This window comes from Kitasatospora sp. NPDC085879, assembly GCF_040686255.1.
Lineage (GTDB): Bacteria > Actinomycetota > Actinomycetes > Streptomycetales > Streptomycetaceae > Kitasatospora.
Window position 1 is genome coordinate 52,898 of record NZ_JBFBJZ010000025.1, and the last position, 24,873, is coordinate 77,770.

17 protein-coding genes and 1 tRNA gene are annotated in these 24,873 nt (G+C 73.9%); 15 read left to right on the forward strand and 3 right to left on the reverse strand.

The genetic code is table 11. From position 1 onward, the window contains the following. Window positions 1–40: 40 nt before the first annotated feature. From AB0P35_RS20380 to AB0P35_RS20420, 9 genes are all read left to right on the forward strand, one after another. Window positions 41–7,378, forward strand: a complete 7,338-nt coding sequence (locus AB0P35_RS20380; RefSeq protein WP_363512386.1) for a beta-ketoacyl synthase N-terminal-like domain-containing protein — start codon at window positions 41–43, stop codon at window positions 7,376–7,378. A 31-nt stretch (window positions 7,379–7,409) separates the two neighbouring features. Continuing rightward, window positions 7,410–9,041: a PfaD family polyunsaturated fatty acid/polyketide biosynthesis protein gene (locus AB0P35_RS20385; protein WP_363512388.1), complete on the forward strand. Its 1,632-nt coding sequence runs from the start codon at window positions 7,410–7,412 to the stop codon at window positions 9,039–9,041. Further along, complete coding sequence (locus AB0P35_RS20390; protein WP_363512389.1) at window positions 9,038–10,747, forward strand: acyl-CoA dehydrogenase; 1,710 nt, start codon at window positions 9,038–9,040, stop codon at window positions 10,745–10,747. Before AB0P35_RS20385 ends, AB0P35_RS20390 begins: the two co-directional genes overlap by 4 nt. A 34-nt stretch (window positions 10,748–10,781) precedes the next feature. Continuing rightward, window positions 10,782–12,572 (forward strand): acyl-CoA dehydrogenase family protein, encoded by a 1,791-nt coding sequence (locus AB0P35_RS20395; RefSeq protein ID WP_363512391.1) that lies wholly within the window; start codon window positions 10,782–10,784, stop codon window positions 12,570–12,572. A 57-nt stretch (window positions 12,573–12,629) separates the two neighbouring features. Continuing rightward, window positions 12,630–12,848 carry a hypothetical protein gene (locus AB0P35_RS20400; protein ID WP_363512392.1) on the forward strand — a complete coding sequence of 73 codons (219 nt, stop codon included), beginning with the start codon at window positions 12,630–12,632 and terminating at the stop codon, window positions 12,846–12,848. Continuing rightward, window positions 12,835–13,539, forward strand: coding sequence for a 4'-phosphopantetheinyl transferase superfamily protein (locus AB0P35_RS20405; protein ID WP_363512394.1), 705 nt, complete (start codon window positions 12,835–12,837; stop codon window positions 13,537–13,539). Before AB0P35_RS20400 ends, AB0P35_RS20405 begins: the two co-directional genes overlap by 14 nt. Before the next feature lie 17 nt (window positions 13,540–13,556). Next, window positions 13,557–14,852: an FAD-dependent oxidoreductase gene (locus tag AB0P35_RS20410; protein WP_363512395.1), complete on the forward strand. Its 1,296-nt coding sequence runs from the start codon at window positions 13,557–13,559 to the stop codon at window positions 14,850–14,852. 138 nt (window positions 14,853–14,990) lie between these two features. Continuing rightward, the gene (locus tag AB0P35_RS20415) at window positions 14,991–15,401 is read left to right on the forward strand and encodes a DUF3291 domain-containing protein (protein ID WP_363512397.1); all 411 of its coding nucleotides are present in this window, start codon (window positions 14,991–14,993) and stop codon (window positions 15,399–15,401) included. Window positions 15,402–15,541: 140 nt separating this feature from the next. Next, on the forward strand, window positions 15,542–17,014 hold the full coding sequence (locus AB0P35_RS20420; protein ID WP_363512398.1) for an MFS transporter: 1,473 nt from the start codon (window positions 15,542–15,544) through the stop codon (window positions 17,012–17,014). A gap of 84 nt (window positions 17,015–17,098) precedes the next feature. Here the strand turns inward: AB0P35_RS20420 and AB0P35_RS20425 are convergent, their stop codons facing one another. Continuing rightward, window positions 17,099–17,809, reverse strand: a complete 711-nt coding sequence (locus AB0P35_RS20425) for a MerR family transcriptional regulator (protein ID WP_363512400.1) — start codon at window positions 17,807–17,809, stop codon at window positions 17,099–17,101. Window positions 17,810–17,889: 80 nt separating this feature from the next. Here AB0P35_RS20425 and AB0P35_RS20430 point away from each other — a divergent pair, with 80 nt between their 5' ends. Then, entirely contained in the window at window positions 17,890–18,930 is a 1,041-nt protein-coding gene (locus AB0P35_RS20430; protein ID WP_363512402.1) for a UDP-N-acetylmuramate dehydrogenase, read from the forward strand. Here AB0P35_RS20430 and AB0P35_RS20435 read toward each other — a convergent pair. Both AB0P35_RS20435 and AB0P35_RS20440 read right to left on the reverse strand, forming a co-directional pair. Further along, window positions 18,835–19,974, reverse strand: coding sequence for an adenosine deaminase (locus tag AB0P35_RS20435; RefSeq protein WP_363512404.1), 1,140 nt, complete (start codon window positions 19,972–19,974; stop codon window positions 18,835–18,837). The two genes, AB0P35_RS20430 and AB0P35_RS20435, sit on opposite strands and share 96 nt — an antisense overlap. Before the next feature lie 121 nt (window positions 19,975–20,095). Beyond that, window positions 20,096–21,334 carry a pyridoxal phosphate-dependent aminotransferase gene (locus tag AB0P35_RS20440; RefSeq protein WP_363512406.1) on the reverse strand — a complete coding sequence of 413 codons (1,239 nt, stop codon included), beginning with the start codon at window positions 21,332–21,334 and terminating at the stop codon, window positions 20,096–20,098. Window positions 21,335–21,602: 268 nt separating this feature from the next. Between AB0P35_RS20440 and AB0P35_RS20445 the strand changes: the two genes are divergently transcribed. The 5 genes from AB0P35_RS20445 (at window position 21,603) to rplA (ending at window position 24,694) form a co-directional block, all read left to right on the forward strand. Beyond that, window positions 21,603–21,675, forward strand: a tRNA-Trp gene (locus tag AB0P35_RS20445). A gap of 143 nt (window positions 21,676–21,818) precedes the next feature. Then, window positions 21,819–22,178 (forward strand): preprotein translocase subunit SecE, encoded by a 360-nt coding sequence (secE, locus tag AB0P35_RS20450; protein WP_095874409.1) that lies wholly within the window; start codon window positions 21,819–21,821, stop codon window positions 22,176–22,178. A gap of 321 nt (window positions 22,179–22,499) precedes the next feature. Beyond that, window positions 22,500–23,285 carry a transcription termination/antitermination protein NusG gene (nusG, locus tag AB0P35_RS20455; protein ID WP_363512453.1) on the forward strand — a complete coding sequence of 262 codons (786 nt, stop codon included), beginning with the start codon at window positions 22,500–22,502 and terminating at the stop codon, window positions 23,283–23,285. A 175-nt stretch (window positions 23,286–23,460) separates the two neighbouring features. Then, window positions 23,461–23,895, forward strand: coding sequence for a 50S ribosomal protein L11 (rplK, locus tag AB0P35_RS20460; protein WP_095874411.1), 435 nt, complete (start codon window positions 23,461–23,463; stop codon window positions 23,893–23,895). A gap of 76 nt (window positions 23,896–23,971) precedes the next feature. Then, window positions 23,972–24,694 carry a 50S ribosomal protein L1 gene (gene rplA, locus AB0P35_RS20465; protein ID WP_095874412.1) on the forward strand — a complete coding sequence of 241 codons (723 nt, stop codon included), beginning with the start codon at window positions 23,972–23,974 and terminating at the stop codon, window positions 24,692–24,694. The last annotated feature ends 179 nt before the right edge of the window (window positions 24,695–24,873 follow it).

Genomic DNA, 24,873 nt, shown 5'->3' on the forward strand with positions numbered 1-24,873 from the left:
CGGCCGGACCGCCGCACGGACCGGAGGGACCACCGCTTCCATGAGCACCTACGCCATCGTCGGCCTGTCCTGCCTGTTCCCCGGCGCCGACACCCCGGACCGGTTCTGGCAGAACCTCGTCACCGGGACGGACAGCCGGGGCGAGGGCGGGCCGGAGGTCTTCGGACCGCCCGCCGACCCCCGCGACCTCGACCCGCAGCACCGCATCACCTGCACCCGCGGCGGCTTCGTCCGCGACTTCGCCTTCGACCCGACCGGCTACCGGATCGCCGCCGAGCGCCTGGCCGGCCTGGACCGGGTCTTCCACTGGTCGCTGCACACCGCCCGCGAGGCGCTGCGCACCGGCGGCCACCTGGACCGGCCCGAGCTGCTCGCCCGGACCGGCCTGGTGCTCGGCAACTACTCGTTCCCGACGCCCGGTTCGGCCGAACTCAGCCTGCCGCTTGTCGACCAGGCCGTCCGCACCGGGCTGCGCCGGGCCGGCCTCGACCTGCCGCCGTCCGCCGCCGCCCCGCTCCGCGACCCGGCCGACGCCCGGGTCAGCGGCGCCCCCGCGCGGATCGTCGGCGCCGCCCTCGGGCTCGGCGGCCCCCGGTACGCGCTGGACGCCGCCTGCTCCTCCGCGCTGTACGCGCTGAAGCTGGCCTGCGACCACCTCGCCACCGGCCAGGCCGACCTGGTGCTCGCCGGCGGTGTCTGCGCCCCCGACCCGACCCTGATCCACCTCTGCTTCTCCGACCTGCACGCCTACCCCGAGGACGGCTTCAGCCAGCCCTTCGACGCCCGCTCGGCGGGCATCCTCACCGGCCAGGGCGCCGGCATGGTCGCCGTCCGGCGGCTGGCCGACGCGCTGCGCGACGGCGACCGCATCCACGCCGTCATCGACGGCATCGGCCTGACCAACGACGGCGGCGGCCGCCACCTGCTGGTGCCCGACGAGGCCGGCCAGCACCGCGCCTACGAGCTGGCGTACCGGGCGGCCGGCGTCTCGCCCGCCGAGGTCGACTACCTGGAGTGCCACGCCACCGGCACCCCGATCGGCGACACCACCGAGGCCGCCTCGGTCGCCGGCTTCTTCGGCGCCCGCGGCGAACTGCCGCTGCTGGGCTCGGTGAAGGGCAACATCGGGCACCTGCTGACGGTCGCGGGCCTGAGCAGCCTGCTCAAGGTCGTGCTCGCCATGGAGCACGGCCAGCTGCCGCCCACCATCGGCGTCACCGAGCCCGTCCCCGGGCCGGACGGCACGGCCGCCGCTGCCCTGGTGCGCACCGGACGGGCGTGGCCCGCCGCCGCGGGCGCCCGCCACGCCGCCGTCTCCGCCTTCGGCTTCGGCGGCACCAACGCCCATGTGGTGCTCTCCGACGCCGTCCCGGCCCAGGCCGCCGACCGGCCGGCCACCGCCCTGCCCGCGCCCGAGATCGTGGGCCTCGGCGCCCACTTCGGCGCCTTCGACTCGGCGGCCGCCTTCGAGCGGGCCGTCCACGACGGACTGGACTCCTTCCGCCCGCTGCCCGAACGGCGCTGGCGCGGCCTGGAGGAGAGCACCGGGGGCGACCTCGCCGCGGCCGGTGTCGAACCCGGCACCCCGCCGGTCGGCGCCTTCGTGGACACCGTCGGCCTGGACCCGGTCGACCACCGCATCCCGCCCGCCGACCTGCGCAACTACAACCTGCAGCACGCCCTGATGTCCAAGGTCGCCGACGAGGCGCTCACCGACGCCGGCTACAGCCGGGCCCCCGCCCCCGGCGCCTCCGCGCCCGAGGCCCGCCGGATCGCGGTCGTCGTCGCCATGGAGATCGAGCCCTCCGCCCACCTGCACCTGGCCCGCCACCGGATCGGCGCCCAGCTGCGCGAACTGCTCGCCGGCACCGACCTGACGCCGGAGCAGCGCGAGAAGCTCACCGCGATCGCCCGCGACGGCGTGCACGAGCCGATCGTCGCCAACGAGGTGCTCAGCTACATCGGCAACATCATGGCCAGCAGGATCTCCTCGCTGTGGAACCTCACCGGCCCGTCCTTCACCGTCTCCGCCGAGGGTGCCGGCACCGCACAGGCCCTGGAGACGGCCAGGCTGCTGCTGCTCGACGAGACCGTGGAGGCCGTGCTGGTCGGCGCCGTCGACCTGGCAGGCTCGCCCGAGAACCTCGTCCGGCGCACCGCCGCCCACGGCGCCCCCGCCACCGGCCCCGGCCTCGCCTTCGGCGAGGGCACCGGCGGCTGGCGGATCGGCGAGGGCGCGGGCGCGGTCGTCCTCACCCGCCCCGGCGAGGGCCGCCGCCCCGCCTACGCCCGGCTCGACGCCGTCGCCGTCCGGCACGCCGAACCCGTCGACGGCCGGCTGCCCGACGCCGACGCCGGCGCGCTCACCGAGGCCGCGGCCCTGGCGCACCGGGCCGCCGGGATCACCGCCGCCGACATCGGCTACCTGGAGGCGCACGCGGCCGGCACCGCCGCCGAGGACGGGGCAGAACTCGCCGCCCTCGCCGCCGTCCACCCGGCCGGGAGCCCGGGCCCCGCGCTCGGCAGCGCCCGCGCCCAGATCGGCGACGCCCAGGGCGCCGCCGCGATGGCCGGCCTGCTGCGGGCCGTCCTCGCCGTCCACCACGGCTACCTGCCCGGCGTCCCGGGCTGGCAGCGGCCCGCCGCCGAACTCGCCGACCGGCTCGCCGCCACCGGCTGCCACCTCGCCGACACCTCCCGACCCTGGCTGCGCACCGAGCGGACCGGCCGGCGGCACGCCGCGGTCTCCTTCATCGCCGAGGGCGGTGCCCACGGCCACCTGGTGGTCTCCGCCGCGGCGACCAGCGGCGCCGTCGAGGAACGGGCCTGGCAGCGGGCCGGCGGCCCCGTCCTGCTCGCCCTCGGCGCGGACGACCCGGCCGGGATGCTGGCCGCCGTCGAGCGCCACCGCGGCCTGCTCGCCGACGGCGCCGACCCGTACGCGCTCGCCCGGGCCGCCGCCGACGTCCTGCCCGCCGGCACCCCGCGGGTCGTGCTGGTCGGCCGGGACACCGACGAGCTGGGGCGGCAACTCGCCCTGGCCGCCCGGGACCTGCCCGGCGCGTGGCAGCGCGGCGAGGAGTGGGCGACCCCGGCCGGCAGCTGCTTCACCCCGCGGCCGATCGGCCCGGACGGCAAGGTGGCGCTGGTCTACCCCGGCGCCGTCAACACCTACCCGGGGCTGGGCCGGGACCTCTTCCGGGCCTTCCCCGGCCTGCTGGAGCGCTTCGAGTCCGAGGTGGAGCGGCCGGACGAGACCTTCCGCGCCGCCCGGCTGCACCCGCGCACCCAGACCACCCCCGGCCGCCGCGAACTGATGGCACTGGAAGCCGAGTTGGGCGACGATCTGCCGTTCATGCTGGCCACCGGCACCACCTTCGCCATCCTCTACACCGACCTGGTGCGGGACCTGCTGGGCGTCCGCGCGGACGGCGCCTTCGGCTACAGCCTCGGCGAGTCCAGCATGCTGTTCGCCACCGGCGGCTGGCAGCGCGGCGCCCGCCGCGACGACCGGATCGGCGCCACGCCGATCTTCCGGCACCGGCTGAACGGGCGGCGCACCGCCGTCCGCGAGCAGTGGGGCCTCGCCGACTCCGTCCCGGACGCCGAGGTCTGGGCCGGGCACGTGCTGCTCGCCGACGCCGAACGCGTCCGGGCCGCCCTCACCCGCTACGACCGGGTCTACCTCACCCACGTCAACACCCCCGGAGAGCTGGTGATCGCCGGCGATCCGGCCCAGTGCCGGGCGCTGATCGAGGAGTTGGGCTGCCCGGCCGCCCGGTCCCCGGTCAACGGCGTGATGCACTGCCCGGTCGTCGACCCCGAGATCGACGGCCTCGCCGAACTCAACGACCACCCGATGGGCTCCGCCGGCGGCCTGGAACTGCTCAGCGCCTACGACTACGGGCCCGTCCCCGACCTCGACCGGGCCGAGACCGCCCGCCGGATCGCCCGGACACTGCGCTCCACCATCGACTTCCCGCGCCTGGTCCGGGCGGCGTACGACCGGGGCTTCCGCTACTTCGTCGAGGTCGGCCCGGGCGCCACCTGCACCCGCTGGGTGCGCGACACGCTCGGCGACACCCCGCACGTCGCGGTGTCGGTGGACCGGCGCGGCGTGCCGACCGCCCGCACCGTCGCCCAACTGGCCGCCCGGCTCGTCGCGCACGGCGTACCGCTGGACCTCGCCGGACTTCTCGGGCCCGCCCCGGCCGTCCCCGCCCGGCGGCGGGTGCTCTTCCCGGTCGGCGGCGGCGCGTCCGTCCCCGCCCGGGTCGCCGCCGCGGCCGCCGAACTGCTCGCCGCACCCGCGGCCGACCGCGCACCCGGCCACGCGGCGGAGACCGCACCGGAGCCCGTCCTGGCCGCGGTCGCGGCCGCCGGCGCCGCGACCGCCCGTGCCGCCGTTCCCGCCGTCCGCCCCGGCCCGGCAGCGGGCGGCGGCGACCCCCACCGCCCGCTGCCGGCCGGCCCGTCCGGACCGTTCCCCTTCTCCCCGGAGGAGCAGATGCCCGCCGATCCGACCCTCGCCGACCCCGAGGTCATCGCCTTCGACGGCGAGCCGATCTCCTTCCTGCCGTGGAGCGAGCCGACCGCCGACACCCCGACCGCCGACGCACCGGCCACTCTGCCCGCCGAACCTGCTGCGCCCGCCGTGCCCGGCCGTCCGCGGAGCACCGCGGCCCCGGCCGCCGGGGCGGGCCAGTACGGCGCCCAGGACCTGGTCCGCGAACTGCGCGAACAGCTCATGGCAACCCACTCGGTGGTGATGGAGACCCAGCGCGTCCTGCAGGACAGCACCCTGGCCCGCACCGAGGCACTGCTCGCCGCCCCGCCCGCGGACACCGCGGCGCTGCCGGCGCCCGAGCCGCAGGCCATCGAGGTCGCGCCCCGGCTCGAACTCCCGCCGGCGCCCGAGCCGACGGCACCCGTCCTGGAGCCGACCGCACTGCAACCCGCCGCGGTGGCCCCGGCGAAGGAGCCCGGCGTGATCTGGGACGAGGCCGATCTGCTGGCATTCGCCACCGGCCGGATCGCCGACGTCTTCGGACCCTCCTTCGCCGAGATCGACGGCTACGCCAAGCGCGTCCGGCTGCCCGCACCGCCGTACCACTTCGTCACCCGGGTCACCGAGCTGCGCGCCGAGACCGGCGTGTACAAGCCGTCCTTCATCCGCACCGAGTACGACGTGCCGAAGGACGCCTGGTACACCGTCGACGACGGTGTGCCGCCGGCGGTCGCCATCGAGGCCGGCCAGTGCGACCTGCTGCTGATCAGCTACCTCGGCATCGACTTCCGCAACAAGGGCGAGCGGGTCTACCGGCTGCTCGACTCCACCCTGGTCTTCCACGGCGACCTGCCGCGGGCCGGGCAGACCCTGCGCTACGACATCTCGATCAACCGGTTCGTCACCCAGGGCGACACCACGCTCTTCTTCTTCAGCTACCTCTGCTACGCCGACGGCGAGCTCATCCTCGAACTCAAGGACGCCTCCGCCGGGTTCTTCAGCAAGGCCGAACTCGACACCCCGCTCGGCGTGGTCGTCACCGCCAAGGAGAAGGCCGCCCGCGCCGCCCTCACCAGGACCTGGTTCAAGCCGCTCGCCGGGACGGAGCGGAACCACCTCACCGCCGCCGACCTCGAACTGCTCGCCCAGGGCCGGCCCGGCGAGGTCTTCGGCCCCGAACACGCCCAGGACGAGGGCCTCAACCCCGCCCTGCGCCTCCCCGACGCCCGGCTGCGGATGATCGACGACCTGCGGATCGACCGCACCGGCGGCCCGCGCGGCCTCGGCGCCCTCACCGCGACCAAGCGACTGCAGCCCGACGCCTGGTACTTCGAGTGCCACTTCCCCGACGACCCGGTGCTGGCCGGCTCGATGGTCGCCGAGGGCGCCGTCCAGGCCCTGCAGGCCTACCTGCTGCACCAGGGCATGCACCTCGTCCTGCCGGACGCCCGCTTCCAGACCATCATCGGTCTGCAGACCGAGGTGCAGGTCCGCGGCCAGATCACCCCCGAGCACCGGGAGATCCGCTACGAGATCGAGGTCATGGAGCTGACCCTGCTCCCACGGCCCTCGGTGATCGCCGACATCCTGGTGTACCTGGGCGACAAGCCGGTCATCCGGATGCGCAACTTCGGCATCCAGATCCGGGAGAAGGAGGGCACCCCGTACCGCCCGGAGACCGGTGGCGTCCCCGTCTTCCTCGGCCGCCGCAACCGCTCCGGCGAACCCGCGATGATCAACGAGCTGCACCTGGCACACGCCGCCAAGGGCGACCTCGGCACCGCCATGGGCCCCGAGTTCGACGTCTACCGGAACGGTCGCGCGCCCTACATCCCCAACGGGGACTTCCAGTTCGTCGACCGGATCATGCAGCTCAAGGGCGTCCGCGGCGACCTCGGCCCCGGCTCCGAGATGGTCACCGAGTACGACTCCCCGGCCGACGCCTGGTACTACACGCAGAACGCGCACCCCCACATGCCGAACTGCGTCTACATGGAGACCTCGCTGCAGGCCGCCATCCTGCTCGGCTACTACCTCGGCGCCACCCTCAAACGGCCGGACACCGAGTACGCCATCCGCAACCTGGACGGGCGGGCCACCCTGGTCAAGGACCTCGACCTGCGCGGGAAGACCGTCCGGCACCGCTCCAAGCTGCTGATGACCAGCGCCGTCCAGGGCGCCGTGCTGCAGAACTTCAGCTACGAACTCTCCGCCGACGGCGAGGTGTTCTACACCGGCGAGTCCCTCTTCGGGTACTTCAGCGACGCCGCGCTCGCCAACCAGGCCGGTCTGGACGCCGGACAGTACGCCGCCCCCTGGATCGAGCAGGAGAAGCCCGCCGCCGAACGCGTCCACCGGATCGAACTCCCCGACGACGCACCCGCGTTCACCGACCCGGCAGGCGGCCGGCTGCACCTGCCCGGCGGCCACTTCCACCTCGTCGACCGGGTCGACCTGGTCCGCGACGGCGGCCGGTACGGCCGCGGCTACGTGCACGGCCACCGCGCGGTGCGCCCCGACGAGTGGTACTTCGACTGCCACTTCCACCGCGACCCCGTGATGCCCGGATCGCTCGGCGTCGAGGCCGTCCTGCAGGCCCTGCGGCTGTACGTACTGGAGGAGGGCATCGCCGAGGGCATCGAGCGGCCGCACTTCGCCCTCGCCACCGACATCGAACTCGGCTGGAAGTACCGCGGCCAGATCCTCCGCCACGACGAGGAACTCCGCTTCGACGTGCACATCCGCGAGGTGCGCCGCGAGGACGGCCGGCTCCTGGTGGTCGCCGACGCCGACCTGTGGAAGCCCGGCCTGCGGATCTACGAGCTCACCGGCGTGGCCGTCGAGGTCCGGTCCCAGCAGGCCACCCCCTGACCCCGCCCCGCCCGAGGAGACGGAACCCACCATGAACCACCCCCAGACCCCACTGCTCTGGCAGGGCGAGCAGTACCCGAGCACCGACCCGGCCGGGATCTACCAGGCCCTCGCCGACCTGGAACACCCCTGCTTCGTCGTGCGCACCCCGCAGGGCATCGGCGCCGCCGCCGGCGGCCGCGCCGTGCCCTCCGGGGGCCGCGCCGGCGGCCTGCCGCTGCTCGCCGCCGCCGCGCCGCTGCCCCCACAGCGCCTCGGCTCGGCCGCCTTCCTCGCCGCGCACGGCGTCCGGCAGCCGTACCTGGCCGGGGCGATGGCCGGCGGCATCGCCTCCGCCGACCTGGTGATCGCCCTCGCCCGGCAGGGCTTCCTCGGGTCCTTCGGCGCCGCCGGCCTGCTGCCGGAGAGCATCGAGAAGGCGCTCGCCCGGTTCGCCGCCGAGATCCCCGGCCTGCCGTACGCCGTCAACCTGATCCACAGCCCCAGCGAGGAACGGCTGGAGCGGGAGGCCGTCGAGCTGTTCCTGCGGCACGGCGTGCGCTGCGTCGAGGCCTCCGCCTTCATGGCGCTCAGCCCGCACATCGTCCGCTACCGGCTGGCCGGGCTGCGCCGCGGCCCGGACGGCCGGCCGGTCGCCGACCACCGGGTGATCGCCAAGATCTCCCGCACCGAGACCGCCGAGCGCTTCATGCGCCCGGCCCCGGCCGCCGCCGTCAGCGCGCTGCTGGAGCAGGGCCTGATCACCGCGCTCCAGGCCGACCTGGCCAAGTACGTGCCGATGGCCGACGACATCACCGTCGAGGCCGACTCCGGCGGCCACACCGACCGGCGGCCGCTGCCCGCCCTGCTGCCCAGCATCCTGCGGCTGCGGGACGCCGTGCAGCGCGAACACCGCTACCCGGCGCCCGTCCGGGTCGGCGCGGCCGGCGGGCTCGGTACGCCGGCCGCGGTGGCCGCCGCCTTCGCGATGGGCGCCGCGTACGTCGTCACCGGCTCGGTCAACCAGTCCTGCGTCGAGTCCGGGGCGTCCAAGGCCACCAGGGCGCTGCTCGCCGAGGCCGGCATCGCCGACTGCGAGATGGCACCCGCCGCCGACATGTTCGAACTCGGCGTCGAGCTCCAGGTGCTGAAGAAGGGCACGCTCTTCCCGATGCGCGCCAAGAAGCTCTACGAGCTCTACCAGGCGTACGACGGACTGGAGTCGCTGCCCGAGGCCGAGCGCGCCCGCCTGGAGGCCCAGGTCTTCCGCCGCCCGCTCGCCGACGTCTGGCAGGAGTGCGTCGGCTACTTCGAACGCCGCGACCCCGAGCAGCTGGCCCGCGCCGCCGGCAACCCCAAGCGCCGGATGGCCCTGGTCTTCCGTTGGTACCTCGGGATGTCCTCCCGCTGGGCCGTCACCGGCGACCCCGACCGAACCCTCGACTACCAGATCTGGTGCGGCCCGGCGATGGGCAGCTTCAACGACTGGGTGACCGCCAGCTACCTCAAGGCCCCCGGCAACCGGCGGGTCGCCGAGGTCGCCCACCACCTGATGCGCGGCGCCGCCTTCCACACCCGGATCGCCCAGCTGCGCACCGCCGGCGTGCACATCCCGGCTGCCGCAGCCGACTACCGGCCGGTGCCGCTGGAGTCCGCGGTCACCACCCTGGAGGGCGCCAGATGACCGGCCCGCTCGACGGACTCGGCTCCGCCGCCGCACGGCTGGAGCAGGTGCTCGGCCCCGCCGAGGACCCGGCCAACCCGAACGGCTTCGCCGCCGCCGTCCGCCGCGACGAGGCGGGGGCCTACCCCGAGGAGCTGGCCGCCGCCCTGCGCGCCGCCGGCTTCCACCTCGACTACCTGCCCGCCGACTGGGGCGGCACCTTCAGCTCCTTCGACCGCAGCCTGCTGCTCGTCCGCGCGGCCGCCCGGCGCGACCTCAACGCCATGCCGGCCACCATGTTCTCCATCACCGCCGCCACCTGCGTCCTGCTGCACGGCTCACCCGCCCAGCAGCAGGAGGTCGCCGAACTCCTGCGCGGCGGCGGCGCGGTGGCCTTCGCCCTGTCCGAGGCCGGGCACGGCAGCGACCTGCTCGCCAACACCGCCCGCCTCGAACGCGACCCGGACGGGCCGGGACTGCGGCTCACCGGCGAGAAGTGGATGGTCGGCCTCGGGCAGCGCTGCGAGGCCGCCTACGTGGTCGCCCGCACCGGCGAGCGCGGCCCCGGCGCCTTCACCGCCGTCCTGCTCGACCTCGCCGCCGCCGGGCCGGAGCTCGACCGCGGCCCGGCCGTGCCCACCGGCGGCATGCGCGGCATCGACTTCGCCCACCTGCGGTTCGACGGACTCCCCGTCGCCGGAGGCCGCGTCGTCGGCCGGCCCGGCGAGGCCCTGGAGGCCGCCGTCAAGGCCCAGCAGGTGGTCCGGCTGATGTCCACCGCCGGCAGCCTCGGCTGCGCCGACACCGCCCTGCGGCTCACCCTCGGATTCGCCGCGGACCGCCGCACCGGCCGCAGTCGGCTCCTCGACACCCCCTACCAGCGGCGCGAGTCGGCGATCGCCGCGGCCGCGCTGCTCGCCGCCGACGCGGTCGCGCTGAGCGCCGCCCGCGGCATCCACCTCGCCCCCGAACAGTTCAGCGTCTGGGGGTGCGCCGCCAAGCACGTGGTCGCCGAGGCCGTCGAGGACGCGATCGCCCGCTGCGGCGCCACCCTCGCCACCCGCTCGGTGCTGCGCACCGAAGGACCCGGCGGCGGCATCTTCCAGAAACTCCAGCGGGACGCCGCCCTCGTCCGGGTCGTCGACACCAGCACCCTCGCCAACCTGCGCTCCTTCACCGGCCAACTGCCCGCCCTCGCGCAGGCGCCCGCCGGCCCGCCCGAGGACGCCGCGACCGTCTTCGCCCTGGACGAGCCGCTGCCGCCCTACGACCCGGCCCGGCTCGACCTCAACGCCCGCGGCCGCGACCTGCCCACCGGCACCCTGGCCGCGATCGCCGGACCGGCCGCCGCGGCCCTCGCCGAGACCGGCTCCCCGGCGGCGGCCGTCCTCGCCGGACGGCTGCACGACGCCCTGCGGGCCCTGCCCAAGGAGACCGAGCAGGCCGGCACCGGACTCGGCCTCGTCGACCTCGCCGAACGCTTCGCCTGGCTGCACTCCGCCGCCTGCTGCCTCCAGCTCTGGTGGGCGAGCCGCCACCTGCCGCTGTACGGGCAGCCGCCCGGCTCGGCCGGCTGGGTCGGCGCCTGCCTCGCCTACCTGCTGGCCCGCGCCGACGGCACCGACCCGCGCCGCGGCGCCGAGCCGCTCGCGCCCGCCCTCGACACCGTGCTCGCCCTGCACGGGGAGCACCGGATGTTCTCGGCCGTCCCCGTCCCGCTGGCCTGACGAGCCCCTGCACCCACACGACCGGAGGAGACCGGTGCCGAAGCCGGAACTCGACAAGCTCGCCGCCGAGCTGGAGGCCCACCTGGGCGATCCGCACGACCCGGCGAGCCGCATGCCGTACCAGCGGATCCTCGACCACGACGAGCGCGAGGAGTACCCCTACCCCTTCGTCAACCTGCTGCAGCGCTGGGGCGTCCACGAGTACAACATCCCCGCCGCCCAGGGCGGCCGCGCCGGCGACGTGGAGACCGGCTTCAACCTGCTGCGCCTCATCGCCCGCCGCGACCCCACCACCGCCACCGCCCTGATCATCACCAGCCTGGCCTTCCTGCCCGCCTGGATCGCCGGCACCGACGAGCAGAAGCAGTACCTGGTCGACGCCATGAAGCAGGGCAGCCGCTACGCCTGGGGCCTGTCCGAGCGCAACCACGGCAGCGACGTGCTCGGCAACGAGATGCGCGCCGAGAAGGTGGACGGCGGCTACCTGCTCACCGGCGAGAAGTGGCTGATCGGCAACGCCCGCATCGCCGACGGCCTCACCGTCTTCGCCCGCACCAAGGAGTCCGGCGGCCCCGCCGGGTACTCGATCCTGCTGCTGGAGAAGCGCCGCACCCCGGCCGGCTCCGTCGAGGAACTGCCCAACGAGCGGCTGCACGGCCTGCGCGCCATCGACATGAGCGGCATCCGGACGGACGGGGTCTTCGTCCCCGACTCCGCCCGGCTCGGCGCGGAGGGCGCCGGCCTGGAGATCGCCCTGCAGACCTCGCAGGTCGCCCGCACCCTGATCGGCTCCATCGCGCTCTCCGCCGTGGACACCGCGCTGCGGGGCACCCTCGACTTCACCGAGCACCGGGTGATCTTCGGCCGCACGGTGACCGACATCCCGTACTCCCGGCGGCAGTTGGCCGAGTGCTTCGCCGACCTGATGGTCGCCGACGCGGTCAGCCTCGGCGCCGTCCGCAGCCTGCAGCTCGTCCCGGAGCAGGCCAGCGTCTGGTCGTCCGTCGCCAAGTACCTGGTGCCGACCATGCTGGAACGCACCATGTCCCAGCTCAACGTGGTGCTGGGCGCCCGTTTCTACCTCCGCGCCGAGCCGCACTTCGGCATCCACCAGAAGATGCTCCGCGACCTGCTGGTGGCCAACTTCGCCGACGGCAACACCGTGGTCAACCTCAAGAACCTCGCCCTGCAGCTGGACGGACTGCTCGCCGCCGCCGTCGAGCCGCCCGCCGGCGCCGTCACCGAGGCCGAGGAGCACGTCCGCACCCTCTACGGCATGGACCGGCCACTGCCGCTCTACCGCCCCTGGGACCAGGAGCTGTTCAGCCGCGGCAAGGACGACGCCCTGCTCGCCGCGCCCGCCTCGCTGGCCGCCCTGCGCCGCCTCGCCGCCGACGCCGGGGGCGAGGAGCGCGACCGCCTGGAGCGCGCCGCCGGCACCGCCGCCGAACTCCTCGGCCGCGCCCCCGCCTTGCGCGAACGCAGCCGCAGCCTGAAGGCCCGACTCGGCCGCGACTACGGCCAGTCCGCCGAACTCTTCGACCTCGCCAAGGAGTACTGCTTGCTGCACGCCGTCGCCGCCTGCGTGCACACCCACATCCACTCCGCCGACGCCCTGGAGGACCCGCTGCCCAGCGGCGCCCTGCTGCTGCTCCAGCTGGAGCGGCTGCGCCGGCACTGGTACCCGCACGAGGCGGTCACCGACGCCGCCGACGTGGACGAGGTGACGGCCGTGCTGCGCCGCCTCCACCGCGGCAACCGGCTGTTCTCGCACTGGCAGTTCCGGCTGGCCGAGCGCACCGCGCCCGTCCCCGGCACGCAGTGATCCACACGATTCCGGCCACCCCGATCACCCCCGACACCGCACCGGAAGGAGCGGCCCGTGCCACGGAACCCGGGCGCCCGAGCGCTCTGCCCGTCCTGCCACCGCGGCGGCCGACCGGACCGCCTCGACCCCGACCTCAAGGTCTGCCCTCCGTGCCGGGAGCGGCTGCGCTGGGAGATGTCCGAATGGCTCAAGCAGCTCGTCGGCATGGGCGTCCTCGGCACCGTCCCGGAGCCCCCGGCGCACCGCGGCCGGAGGCGTGATGCCCGCGCGTGACGGCCACCTCTGGCTGCTCCCGGAGACCGCCGCCGACGCCTTCGCCGACCGGCACGGTGGAGCGGCGCTGCTCGGCCCCGAGGAGCGGGCGCAGCTGGCCCGGCTGCGCGGCGAGGGCGCCCGGCGGCGCTTCCTCGGCGGCCGGGTGCTCGCCCGGTACGCGCTGAGCGCCCGCTCCGGCCGCCCGCTCGGCGGCTGGCGGGTGCGCACCGGTCCGGACGGCCGCCCGGAGCCCGAACCGGCCGCCGGCGGCCTGCGGTTCAACCTCTCGCACACCGACGGCATGGTCGCCTGCCTGGTGACGGCCGGCCGCAGCTGCGGGGTGGACGTGGAGCCCGCCGCGGCCGGCGCGGACGCCGTCCGCCACCTGCCCCGCTGGTTCGCCCCCGCCGAGCGGGCCGCCGTGGACGGCGCCCCCGCGGCCGAGCGGCCGGCCCGGGTCGCCGCCTACTGGGTGCTCAAGGAGGCGTACCTCAAGGCGGTCGGCACCGGGCTGCGCCGGGAGCTCGGCGGCTTCTCCTTCACCCCGCCGGCCGAGCGGCCGATCCGGCTCACCGACCCGGCCGCGACGGCCGCCGAGAACGCCGGCTGGCACTTCGAACTGATCCACCCCGCACCGGGATTCGTCCTCGCCGCCGCCGTGCAGGACGGCCGGGGCGGCCGCATCCACCGCACCCTGATCGCCCCCTGACCAGCTAAGGACCCCTCATGTCTGCAACCGCCAAGCCCCGGGTCGCGGTCGTCGGCGCCGGCGTGGCCGGCCTGTCCGCCGCGTACCGGCTCCGCGAGCACGCCGAGATCACCCTCTTCGAGCAGGACGGCCGCCCCGGCGGGCACGCCAACACCGTCGAGGTCGAGGACGACGGGCGGGTGCTCGGCATCGACACCGCCTTCGTCGTCTTCAACAAGCCCAGCTACCCCAACCTCAGCCGGTTCTTCGACGAGCTGGGGGTCGCCACCCGCCGGCACGAGGGCGGCTTCAACTTCTTCGACCTGGACAGCGGACTCCAGTACGGCACCGCCGAGATGGCGCTGCCCGAGGAGGAGGTGCTGGCCCGCTACCCGGTGGAGTTCCGCACCATCTGGCGCGAGGCGCGCCGCTTCCACCAGGAGGGCCGCAAGGACTTCCTGCGCAAGCGCACCGACCTGCCGCTGGGGGAGTACCTCGACCGCGGCGGCTACAGCGCCGAGTTCCGGTACGGCTACGTCATCCTGCTGTGCACCGCCGTCTGGTCGGTGCCCGCGGAGCTGATCTGGGAGATGCCGGCCACCACGGTGATCGCCTTCTTCATGGCGCACGACGAGGGCGGCCTGGGCGGGCAGCGGGTCGACTGGCAGACGGTGGAGGGCGGTTCGATCCGCTACGTGCGCGCGGCGCTGGCCGCGATCGACCCCAAGCTGCGGCTCGGCGAGCGGGTCCTCGCGGTCACCGAGCAGCCGGACGGGGTCACCGTCACCACCGCCTCCGGCGCAGAGCGCTTCGACCACGCGGTGGTCGCCGCCCACGGCGACCAGGCCCGTGAACTCCTCACCGAGCCGAGCGCGGTGCAGCGCGAGACGCTGGCGAAAGTCCGCTACAACTCCTCCGTCGCGGTGCTGCACACCGACCCCTCGGTGATGCCCGCCGACCGCTCCCGCTGGGACAACTGGAACTACGGCAAGGTCGCCGTGGACGGCGAGGTCCGCCCGTACGTCGCCTACTTCATGAACCGGCTGCACGGCTTCGACTCGGCGCAGGACTACTTCGTCACCCTGGACTGCCCGCTGCCGGTGCGGGAGGAGTCGGTGATCCGCGAACTGCACTACGAGCACCCGGTGATCGACCTGGACCTGCGCACCCTGCAGAAGACCATCTACCGGGTGAACGAGGGCACCCGGATCAAGCTCGCCGGCTCGTACTTCCACTCCAAGCAGCTGCACTGGGACCAGATCGGCTCGCACGAGGCGGCGTTCTCCTCCGGCCTGGAGGCGGCGGAGCAGCTGCTGCGGGAGCTCGGCCGCTGACGCCCCGGCGCCACTCCCGGAAAAAGCTGGCATTGGAAAGCGCCACTCTCTATAGTGGATAGCGCAAGGTTCCACTATCGGTTTCGGCGGACCTCCGTGCGGGGGTTCGCCGAACGGCGGCCGAGGAAGGCTGACCCCATGCCTACGCTCCCCTGGACCACCCCCAACCCTGCTCGGCCGCAGACCCGGGCCCTGGTCATGGCCTCCCGCCTGGAGGTCCGCTCGCTCGCCGACGTCCCGCGCTTCTTCTGGAAGTCGCTGGCCGCCTGGCGGCAGGTCCGCACCGCGCCCGGCGCCCTCGGGGCCTCGCTCATCGCCCAGCCGCTCAAGCGCACCTTCTGGACCCTCTCCGCCTGGGAGACCAGGGAGGCGCTCTACACCTACGCCAAGGCCGAGCCGCACTACTCGATCATGACCTCGCTGCGCCCGACCATGGCCGACTCCACCTTCACCTTCTGGGAGGTGCCGGTGGAGGAGCTCCCGATCACCTGGCCCGACGCCAAGCGCCGGCTCGCCGAGCAGCAGCAGGCCGACGCCGCCGCGAGCTGACCCGACCGGCCGGCCGGCCCCCGGGGAGTGCGGTACCGAGCGCTCCCCGGCGGGCCGCCCGCGCACGCCCCGCCGCAGCCCCCGCCCCGGTCCTCCGCCCCGCGGGCCCCCTCGCACCACGACCGAAGGAGATAGCTGCCATGTCCTCGACTGGATTGGCGTCCGTCCCGGCCGGGGACCACCCCGGCGGCGGCCGCACCGTTCCGCTCTGGCTGTCGATCGTCGCCTGCAGCGTGCCGATGTTCATGGTCGCGCTCGACAACCTGGTGGTCTCCACCGCTCTGCACACCCTGGCCGTCGACCTCAAGGCCGACACCCGCGACCTCCAGTGGTTCGTCAACGCCTACGTGCTCAGCTTCTCCTGCCTGCTGCTGATCGGCGCCGCGCTCGGCGACCGCTTCGGCCGCCGGAAGATCTTCGTCCTCGGCATCACGATCTTCACGCTCGCCTCGATCGCCTGCGGCCTCGCCGACACCAGCGCCGAACTCATCACCGCCCGCACCGTCCAGGGCTTCGGCGCCGCGGCCGTCATGCCGCTCTCGCTCACCCTGCTCTCGCACGCCGTCCCCGAGCGGCTGCGCAGCCTCGCCCTCGGCCTGTGGGGCGCGGTCAGCGGCCTCGCCATCGCGCTCGGCCCGGTGGTCGGCGGCGCCGTCGTCGACGGCCTCGCCTGGGAGTGGATCTTCTGGATCAACGTGCCGGTCGGCCTGATCGCCGTGCCGCTCGTGCTCAAGGTGCTCAAGGAGAGCCGCGGCGAGCGCGCCGCCCTCGACCTGGCCGGCATGCTCCTCGCCTCGGCCGGCCTGCTCGCCCTCGTCTGGGCCATCGTCAACGGCAGCGAGGACGGCTGGGCCTCCGCACGCATCCTCGGCGCCTTCGCCGCCGCCGTCGTCCTGCTGGCCGCCTTCGTGCTCTGGGAGCGCCGGGTCGAGCACCCCCTGCTCCCGCTCGGCTTCTACCGGATCCGCGCCTTCACCCTGACCAACATCGTCTCGGCCTCGATGTACTTCGGTGTCTTCGGCTCGATCTTCTTCCTCTCCCAGTACCTGCAGGTCGCGCCCTACCGCACCCCGCTGCACGCCGGCGTGCTCACGCTGGCCTGGACGCTGATGCCGATGTTCATCGCGCCGGTGGCCGGTGCCCTCACCGACAAGGTGGGCGGCGGACGGCTGATGGCGCTCGGCCTCTTCCTGCAGGCCGCCGGCCTCGCCTGGATCAACCTGGCCGCGACCGACGACACCCCTTACTCCCGGCTGGTCGGCGCCATGCTGCTGGCCGGCGCCGGCATGGGCTTCGCGATCGCCCCGACCGCGGCCGTGGTGCTCGGCGCGGTCGGCCCCGAGCACCGCGGCAAGGCCTCCGGCGCCAACACCACCGTCCGCGAGATCGGCGGCGCGCTCGGCATCGCCGTGCTCAGCACCGTCTTCCTGGAGTACGGCGGTCCGGCGAACGCCCAGGAGTTCGTCAAGGGCCTGCACCCGGCGGTCTGGGTCGGCGTCGCGGTCGTGGTGTTCGGCGGTGTCTGCGCCCTGTTCATCCCGCGCCCGCCCCGCCCGGCCGTGCAGCCCCTGGAGACCGTCCCCGAGGACGAGCCCGCGCCGGCCAGCGCCTGACCGGCCCCACACGCGCCGAAGGCCCCCGGGAGCTCCCGGGGGCCTTCGGCACCGGTCCGCGCGGTCCGCGCAGTCGGTCGACGGTCAGCCGCGGTCGGCCCCGGGCGCCTCGAAGGCGCGGTGCGAGGCGTCCGCCTGCGCCAGCCGGCGCATCGCCCCGATCAGCGCGTCGCCGAGGACGGTGCCGAGCACCGCCCCCTCCACCTTGCTGTCCAGACCCTCGCGCCGGCCGATCAGTGCCAGCTCCGCGACGGAGAGCCGCTCGGCGGCGACCGCGTAGTCGTCGAAGATGTCCAGCAGGTCGTCCTGGCCGAGGTCGCGGAAGGTCACCACCAGCTGGGCCAGCGCCTGCCGGGCCGGATTGCCCGGCTTCACCTGCCAGCCGTGCCGCTCCACCAGCTCCGTGACCAGCTTCTCCGCGCTCTCCCAGGCCTCCGGGTCGGCCGCGGTCACCGAGGGGGTGACGGCGGCCGAGGCGACGCCCAGCACCGCGTGCAGGCTGTTGCCGGGCTCGTCGATCGCCTGAAGCACGTCCCGGGTGGCGGCCACCGGGAGCTTGCCGACGTCGACCATCGCCCGCACCAGCTTCAGCCGGTGCACATGGGCCTCGCCGTACTGCGCCTGGTTGGGGCTGGTGAGCTCGCCACCGGGCAGCAGGCCCTCCCGCAGGTAGTACTTGATGGTCGGGACCGGCACCCCGGTCCGGCGGCTCAGCTCTCCGATGCGCATGGCGTCCCGTCTGTTGGAGGTCGGGGCGGTCCGTCCGGGCGGGTCGCGGACCAATATGGATAGCATACGTCTCCACTATCAGTGTCCGCCCGGGAAGCGCGGGCACCGGCACCGGCACGGCGGCCGTCCCGTATACCGTGGTGGGCGTGCAGGTACTCCAGAACGCCCCGCTCGCCCCGCTGACCACGCTCCGGCTCGGCGGTCCCGCCCGCCGGCTCGTCACGGCCACCACCGACGAGGACGTCGTCGCGGCCGTCCGCGAGGCCGATGCGGCCGGCGAGCCGCTGCTCGTCCTCGGCGGCGGCTCCAACCTGGTGATCGGCGACGCGGGCTTCGAAGGCACCGTGCTGCGGGTCGCCACCCGGGGCTTCGACCTGGACGGCACCCGCCTGGAGCTCGCCGCCGGCGAGGTCTGGACCGAGGTCGTCGCCCGTACCGTCGAGGCCGGCCTGGCCGGTATCGAGTTCCTGTCCGGCATCCCCGGCTCGGCCGGCGCCACCCCGGTGCAGAACGTCGGCGCCTACGGCCAGGAGGTCGCCGAGACCGTCACCGAGGTCGTCGCCTACGACCGGCGGGCCGGCGAGACGGTCGTCCTCACCAACGAGGAGTGCGGCTTCTCCTACCGGCACAGCCGCTTCAAGGCCGACCCGGCCCGCTACGTCGTCCTGCGGGTGCGCTTCGCCCTGGAGGACGCCGCCGGGCAGTCCTCCCCGGTCAAGTACGCCGAGGTCGCCCGGACCCTGGGCGTCGCGGCGGGGGAGCGGGTCGACCTCGTCACCGCCGCCGACACCGTGCTCAAGCTGCGGGCCGGCAAGGGCATGGTGCTGGACGCCGAGGACCACGACACCTGGTCGGCCGGCTCCTTCTTCACCAACCCGGTGCTCACCGCCGAGCAGTACGCGGCCTTCACCGCCCGGCTCGACGGCCTGGCCGCCCCCGCCTACCCCGCCCCGGACGGCTGCACCAAGACCTCCGCCGCCTGGCTGATCGACAAGGCCGGCTTCACCAAGGGCTACGGCACCGGCCCGGCCACCCTCTCCACCAAGCACACCCTGGCCCTCACCAACCGCGGCTCGGCCACCACCGCGGACCTACTGGCGCTGGCCCGCGAGGTCCGCGACGGCGTCCGCGCCGCCTTCGGCGTGGAGCTGGTGAACGAGCCGGTGATGATCGGCGTCGCCCTCTAGCCCGGACGGGCCCGGCGGGGTGGCCAGCCAGCCGTCGATGTCGGCCAGCAGCTCCTTGCGGACGGACTCCGGCGCCACCGAGCCGCGCACCGACTGCCGGGCCAGCTCGGCGAGTTCGGCGTCGTTGAAGCCGTGCACCTCGCGCACGAGGTCGTACTGGGCGGCCAGCCGCGAGCCGAAGAGCAGCGGGTCGTCCGCGCCCAGGGCCATCGGCACCCCCGCCTCGAAGAGGGTGCGCAGCGGCACGTCCTCGGCCCGCTCGTAGACGCCCAGCGACACGTTGGAGGAGGGGCACACCTCGCAGGTGACCCCGCGCGCGGCGAGGCGCTCCAGCAGCCGGCCGTCCTCGGCGGAGCGCACCCCGTGCCCGATCCGGCCGGCGCCCAGGTCGTCCAGGCAGTCGCGGACGGACTCCGGGCCGGCCAGCTCGCCGCCGTGCGGCGCCGCCAGCAGCCCGCCGTTGCGGGCGATCTCGAAGGCACGGTCGAAGTCCCGGGCGAGGCCGCGCCGCTCGTCGTTGGAGAGGCCGAAGCCGACCACGCCGCTGTCGGTGTAGCGGACGGCCAGCCGGGCCAGGGTGCGCGCGTCCATCGGGGACTTCATCCGGTTGGCGGCGACCACCACCCGCATGCCCACCCCGGTGGCCGCGGAGGCCTCCCGCACCGCGTCCAGGATCAGCTCCAGGGCGGGGATCAGCCCGCCCAGCCGCGGCGCGTACGAGGTCGGGTCGACCTGGATCTCCAGCCAGCGGGAGCCGTCCCGCCGCTCGTCCTCCGCGGTCTCCCGGACCAGCCGGCGGATGTCGGACTCGTCGCGCAGCACCGAGCGGGCGGTGTCGTACAGCCGCTGGAAGCGGAACCAGCCACGCTCGTCGGTCGCCCGCAGTCGCGGCGGCTCGCCCGAGCTCAGCGCCTCCGGCAGCCGCACCCCGTGCTTGTCCGCCAGCTCCAGCAGCGTGGCCGGGCGCATCGACCCGGTGAAGTGCAGGTGGAGGTGGGCCTTGGGCAGGGCGGTGACGTCACGCGGGGCAGAAAGGCGATCCATCCACCGATCCTGCCGTATTCCGGAGGCGAACGGGAACCGCCCCCTGAACATCGCTCGAAAGAATGAGTTTCAACGAGGTGTCAGGGGGCGGTGCCGCACGGAGCATGCGGTCGGGCGTGCGTCAGGCGCGGGCCTCGGCCAGCAGCCGCTGGATCCGGGTCACGCCCTCGACCAGGTCGGCGTCGCCGAGCGCGTACGAGAGCCGCAGGTAGCCGGGGGTGCCGAAGGCCTCGCCGGGGACGACCGCGACCTCGGCCTCGTCCAGGACCAGCGCGGCGAGCTCGGCGGAGCTCGCCGGCCGCTTGCCGCGGATCTCCTTGCCCAGCAGCCCCTTCACCGACGGGTACACGTAGAACGCGCCCTCGGGCTCGGGGCAGAGCACGCCGTCGATCTCGTTGAGCATCTTCACGATGGTGCGGCGGCGGCGGTCGAAGGCGGTCTTCATCTCGTCCACGGCCGACAGGTCGCCGGAGACGGCGGCCAGCGCGGCCACCTGCGCCACGTTGGAGACGTTGGAGGTGGCGTGCGACTGCAGGTTGGTGGCGGCCTTCACGACGTCCTGCGGGCCGATCAGCCAGCCCACCCGCCAGCCGGTCATCGCGTAGGTCTTGGCCACGCCGTTGACGACGATGCACTTGTCGCGCAGCTCGGGCAGCAGGGCCGGCAGCGAGGTGAACTCGGCGCGCCCGTAGACCAGGTGCTCGTAGATCTCGTCGGTGAGCACCCACAGGCCGTGCTCCAGCGCCCAGCGGCCGATCGCCTCGGCCTCCTCGCGGGTGTACACCGCGCCGGTCGGGTTGGACGGCGAGACGAACAGCACCACCTTGGTGTTCTCGGTGCGGGCCGCCTCCAGCTGCTCGACCGAGACCTTGTAGCCGGTGGTCTCGTCGGTGACGACCTCGACCGCCACGCCGCCCGCGAGCTGGATCGACTCCGGGTAGGTGGTCCAGTACGGGGCCGGCACGACGACCTCGTCGCCCGGGTCGAGGATCGCGGCGAAGGCCTCGTAGATGGCCTGCTTGCCGCCGTTGGTGACGAGCACCTGGGAGGCGTCCACCTCGTACCCGGAGTCGCGCAGCGTCTTGGCGGCGATCGCGGCCCTGAGCTCGGGCAGGCCTCCGGCCGGGGTGTAGCGGTGGTTCTTCGGGTCCTGGCAGGCGGCGACGGCGGCGTCGACTATGTAGCCCGGGGTCGGGAAGTCGGGCTCGCCCGCGCCGAAGCCGATGACGGGGCGGCCGGCCGCCTTGAGGGCCTTGGCCTTGGCGTCCACGGCGAGGGTGGCGGACTCCGCGATGGCGCCGATCCGGGCGGACACCCGGCGGTCGGCAGGACGGACGTTGGCGGGGGTGGAAGCGCTCATGCCTGCATCGTCGCAGAGTGCGCACCGCCCGGGCAGGACGGTTCCAGCATGCGTACCGGCCGTCCCACGATGTGTCCTCGACTGTGTCGTCGCAGGCCCGCCGACAGGGGCCGTCGGGGAACCGCCGGGAAATGAGGTTCGACCAAACGCTTCGGAACCCGTATGCTCGACCACCGATGGGCCCCGCGGACCGCAACGCCGATGCGTACACCACGCACCGATCCGAATGCGGTAGGTTGGGGTCCACTCCGGGGCCGCGAGGCACCGTAGGGCACTAGCTCAATTGGTAGAGCACCGGTCTCCAAAACCGGCGGTTGGGGGTTCGAGTCCCTCGTGCCCTGCTGCTTTTTTCGTACCGAGCCCGTTCGCTCCACAGAGCGAGCGGGCTTGATGCGGAGAGGGCCCCGTCAGCAATGCACTTCGCCGGATCGGCGCGCCCACACCGGGTGCGCTCTCGGCAGGACCCGGATTCAGGTGAGGACGAGTGACGGAGACCACGGGCTCCACCGCAACGCCTGAGAGCGGCAACCCCGAGGGTGCCGACGGCGCTGCCGCCACGACTGACGGCGACGACAAGGCGCTCTCCCGCCGCGACCGCAAGCGCGCCCGCAAGGCACAGGGCGGCGACCGGAAGTCGGGCAAGCGGGCCAAGAAGGGCCTCTTCGCACGCATCGCGGTCTTCTACCGGCAGATCATCGCCGAGCTCCGCAAGGTCGTCTGGCCGAGCCGTGGCGAGCTGATCCAGTACACCACCGTGGTCGTCGTCTTCGTCGTCACGATCATGCTCCTGGTCTACGGCCTGGACACCGCCTTCGCCAAGCTCAGCCTGCTCGTCTTCGGCTGACCCGCGACCGCCCGGCGCGGCTTTCCTCCGCGGACGCCACCGGCCCGAGCGGCCGGTGCGCGCCCTGTCAGGACACCGCCCGACCCGTCCGCCGCAACCCCCGCCGCACCCCCGCCCCGCTCCGGGACGGGAGACCGGCTCGGGCTTTCGGCGCCGACCGGGCGGGCCAGCTACCGTTGACTCGGTACTGTTGAGGTATCCGTTACACATCCCAGGAAAGAAGCAGCGCCCGTGTCTGAGTCCCCCCTGTACGACGCCGACGAGACCGTCCGCGACGCGGATGTCGCGGCGGAGGCCGCCGACGCCGAGGCTGCGGAGCAGATCCTCGACGCCGTGGACGCCGACGAGGACGAGGTCGAGGCTGCGGACGAGGTGGAGGCGGGCGAGCCGGCCGAGGCCGCCGCGCTGCACGAGGTCTCCGACGCCGAGGTCTCCGACACCGAGGCCGCCGCCGACACCGAGGCCGCCGCCGAGGAGGAGTTCGCCGCCGAGGCGGAGGAGAGCGACCCGGTCGCCGAGTTCCGCGAGAAGCTCCGCATCGCGCCGGGCGAGTGGTACGTGATCCACACCTACGCCGGCTACGAGAACCGCGTGAAGCAGAACCTGGAGCAGCGCTCCGTCTCGCTGAACGTCGAGGACCGCATCTTCGAGTCGGCCGTGCCGCAGGAAGAGGTCGTCCAGATCAAGAACGGCGACCGCAAGACCATCCGTCAGAACAAGCTCCCCGGCTACGTCCTGGTCCGCATGGAGCTGGACGCCGAGTCCTGGGGCGTCGTCCGCAACACCCCGGGTGTCACCGGCTTCGTCGGCAACGCCTACGACCCGTACCCGCTGACGCTGGACGAGGTCGTCAAGATGCTCGCGCCGGACGTCGAGCGCGCCGCGGCCAAGGAGGCCGGCAAGGCCTCGCCGATCCGCCCGGTCGAGGTCCAGGTGCTCGACTTCGAGGTCGGCGACTCGGTCACCGTCACCGACGGCCCGTTCGCGACCCTGCAGGCGACCATCAACGAGATCAACCCGGACTCGAAGAAGGTCAAGGGCCTCGTCGAGATCTTCGGCCGCGAGACCCCGGTCGAGCTGTCGTTCGACCAGATCCAGAAGAACTGACACCGCACGTCGGCGGGGGGGGGGGGGGGGGCCGGCCCCCCCCCCCCCCCCCCACGCCGTTTTGGTCCCGGGCACCCTCAGCGGTTAGCCTGGTCCGATGTGTGTGTTGGCGGCCGGGTGTCGCCCCGGCTGATGCACGCACCAGCAATCGCCTCTCGGAAGGACCCGGAGAGAAATGCCTCCCAAGAAGAAGAAGGTCACGGGGCTCATCAAGCTCCAGATCAACGCCGGTGCGGCCAACCCGGCCCCGCCGGTCGGCCCCGCGCTGGGCCAGCACGGCGTCAACATCATGGAGTTCTGCAAGGCCTACAACGCTGCGACCGAGTCGCAGCGCGGCATGATCGTGCCGGTGGAGATCACGGTCTACGAGGACCGCTCCTTCACCTTCATCACGAAGACGCCGCCGGCCGCGCGCCTCATCCTGAAGGCCGCCGGCATCGACAAGGGCTCCAGCGAGCCGCACAAGACCAAGGTCGCCAAGCTCACCGGCGCCCAGGTCCGCGAGATCGCCACCGTGAAGCTCCCCGACCTGAACGCCAACGACCTGGACGCCGCGGCGAAGATCATCGCCGGCACCGCCCGGTCGATGGGCATCACCGTCGAGGGCTGATCAGCCCCGTCGTTCCCCGTGGTAGGGCCGAGCGCGGCCCGTTCCCCCACGAACTCCCTCACTTTCAGGAGACGCAGTGAAGCGCAGCAAGGCTCTCAAGGCCGCGGACGCCAAGGTCGACCGCAGCCGCATCTACGCCCCGCTCGAGGCCGTCCGCCTCGCCCGCGAGACGTCCACCACCAAGTTCGACGCGACCGTCGAGATCGCCATGCGCCTGGGTGTCGACCCGCGCAAGGCCGACCAGATGGTCCGCAGCACCGTGATCCTCCCGCACGGCACCGGTAAGACCGCTCGGGTCCTGGTCTTCGCGACCGGTGACCGTGCCGAGGCCGCGCGTGCTGCCGGCGCCGACATCGTCGGCTCCGACGAGCTCATCGACGAGGTCGCCAAGGGTCGTCTGGACTTCGACGCCGTCGTCGCCACCCCGGACCTCATGGGCAAGGTCGGCCGCCTCGGCCGCGTGCTCGGCCCCCGTGGCCTGATGCCGAACCCGAAGACCGGCACCGTCACCCCCGACGTCGTCAAGGCCGTGAACGACATCAAGGGCGGCAAGATCGAGTTCCGCGTCGACAAGCACTCGAACCTGCACCTGATCATCGGTAAGGCCTCCTTCACCGACGAGCAGCTGGTCGAGAACTACGGCGCCGCGCTCGAGGAGGTCCTCCGGGCCAAGCCGGCCGCCGCCAAGGGCCGCTACATCAAGAAGATCGCGTTCTCGACCACCATGGGCCCCGGCATCCAGGTGGACCCGAACCGCACCCGCAACCTCCTCGTCGAGGAGGACCCGGCCGCCGTCTGAGCCACCGTGCTCCGATAGCAGCCGCGTCCTGGGCGCACCGCGCAGTCCGCAACCGACGGGCCCGCACCCCTCTTACCGGGGGTGCGGGCCCGTCGGCCGTTCGCGGCCCCGGCCGCGGCGCCTTCCAGGGGCGGCCGGACGGCCCGGCGGCGGGCATGGCAGGGTAAAGGCCAGCGAAC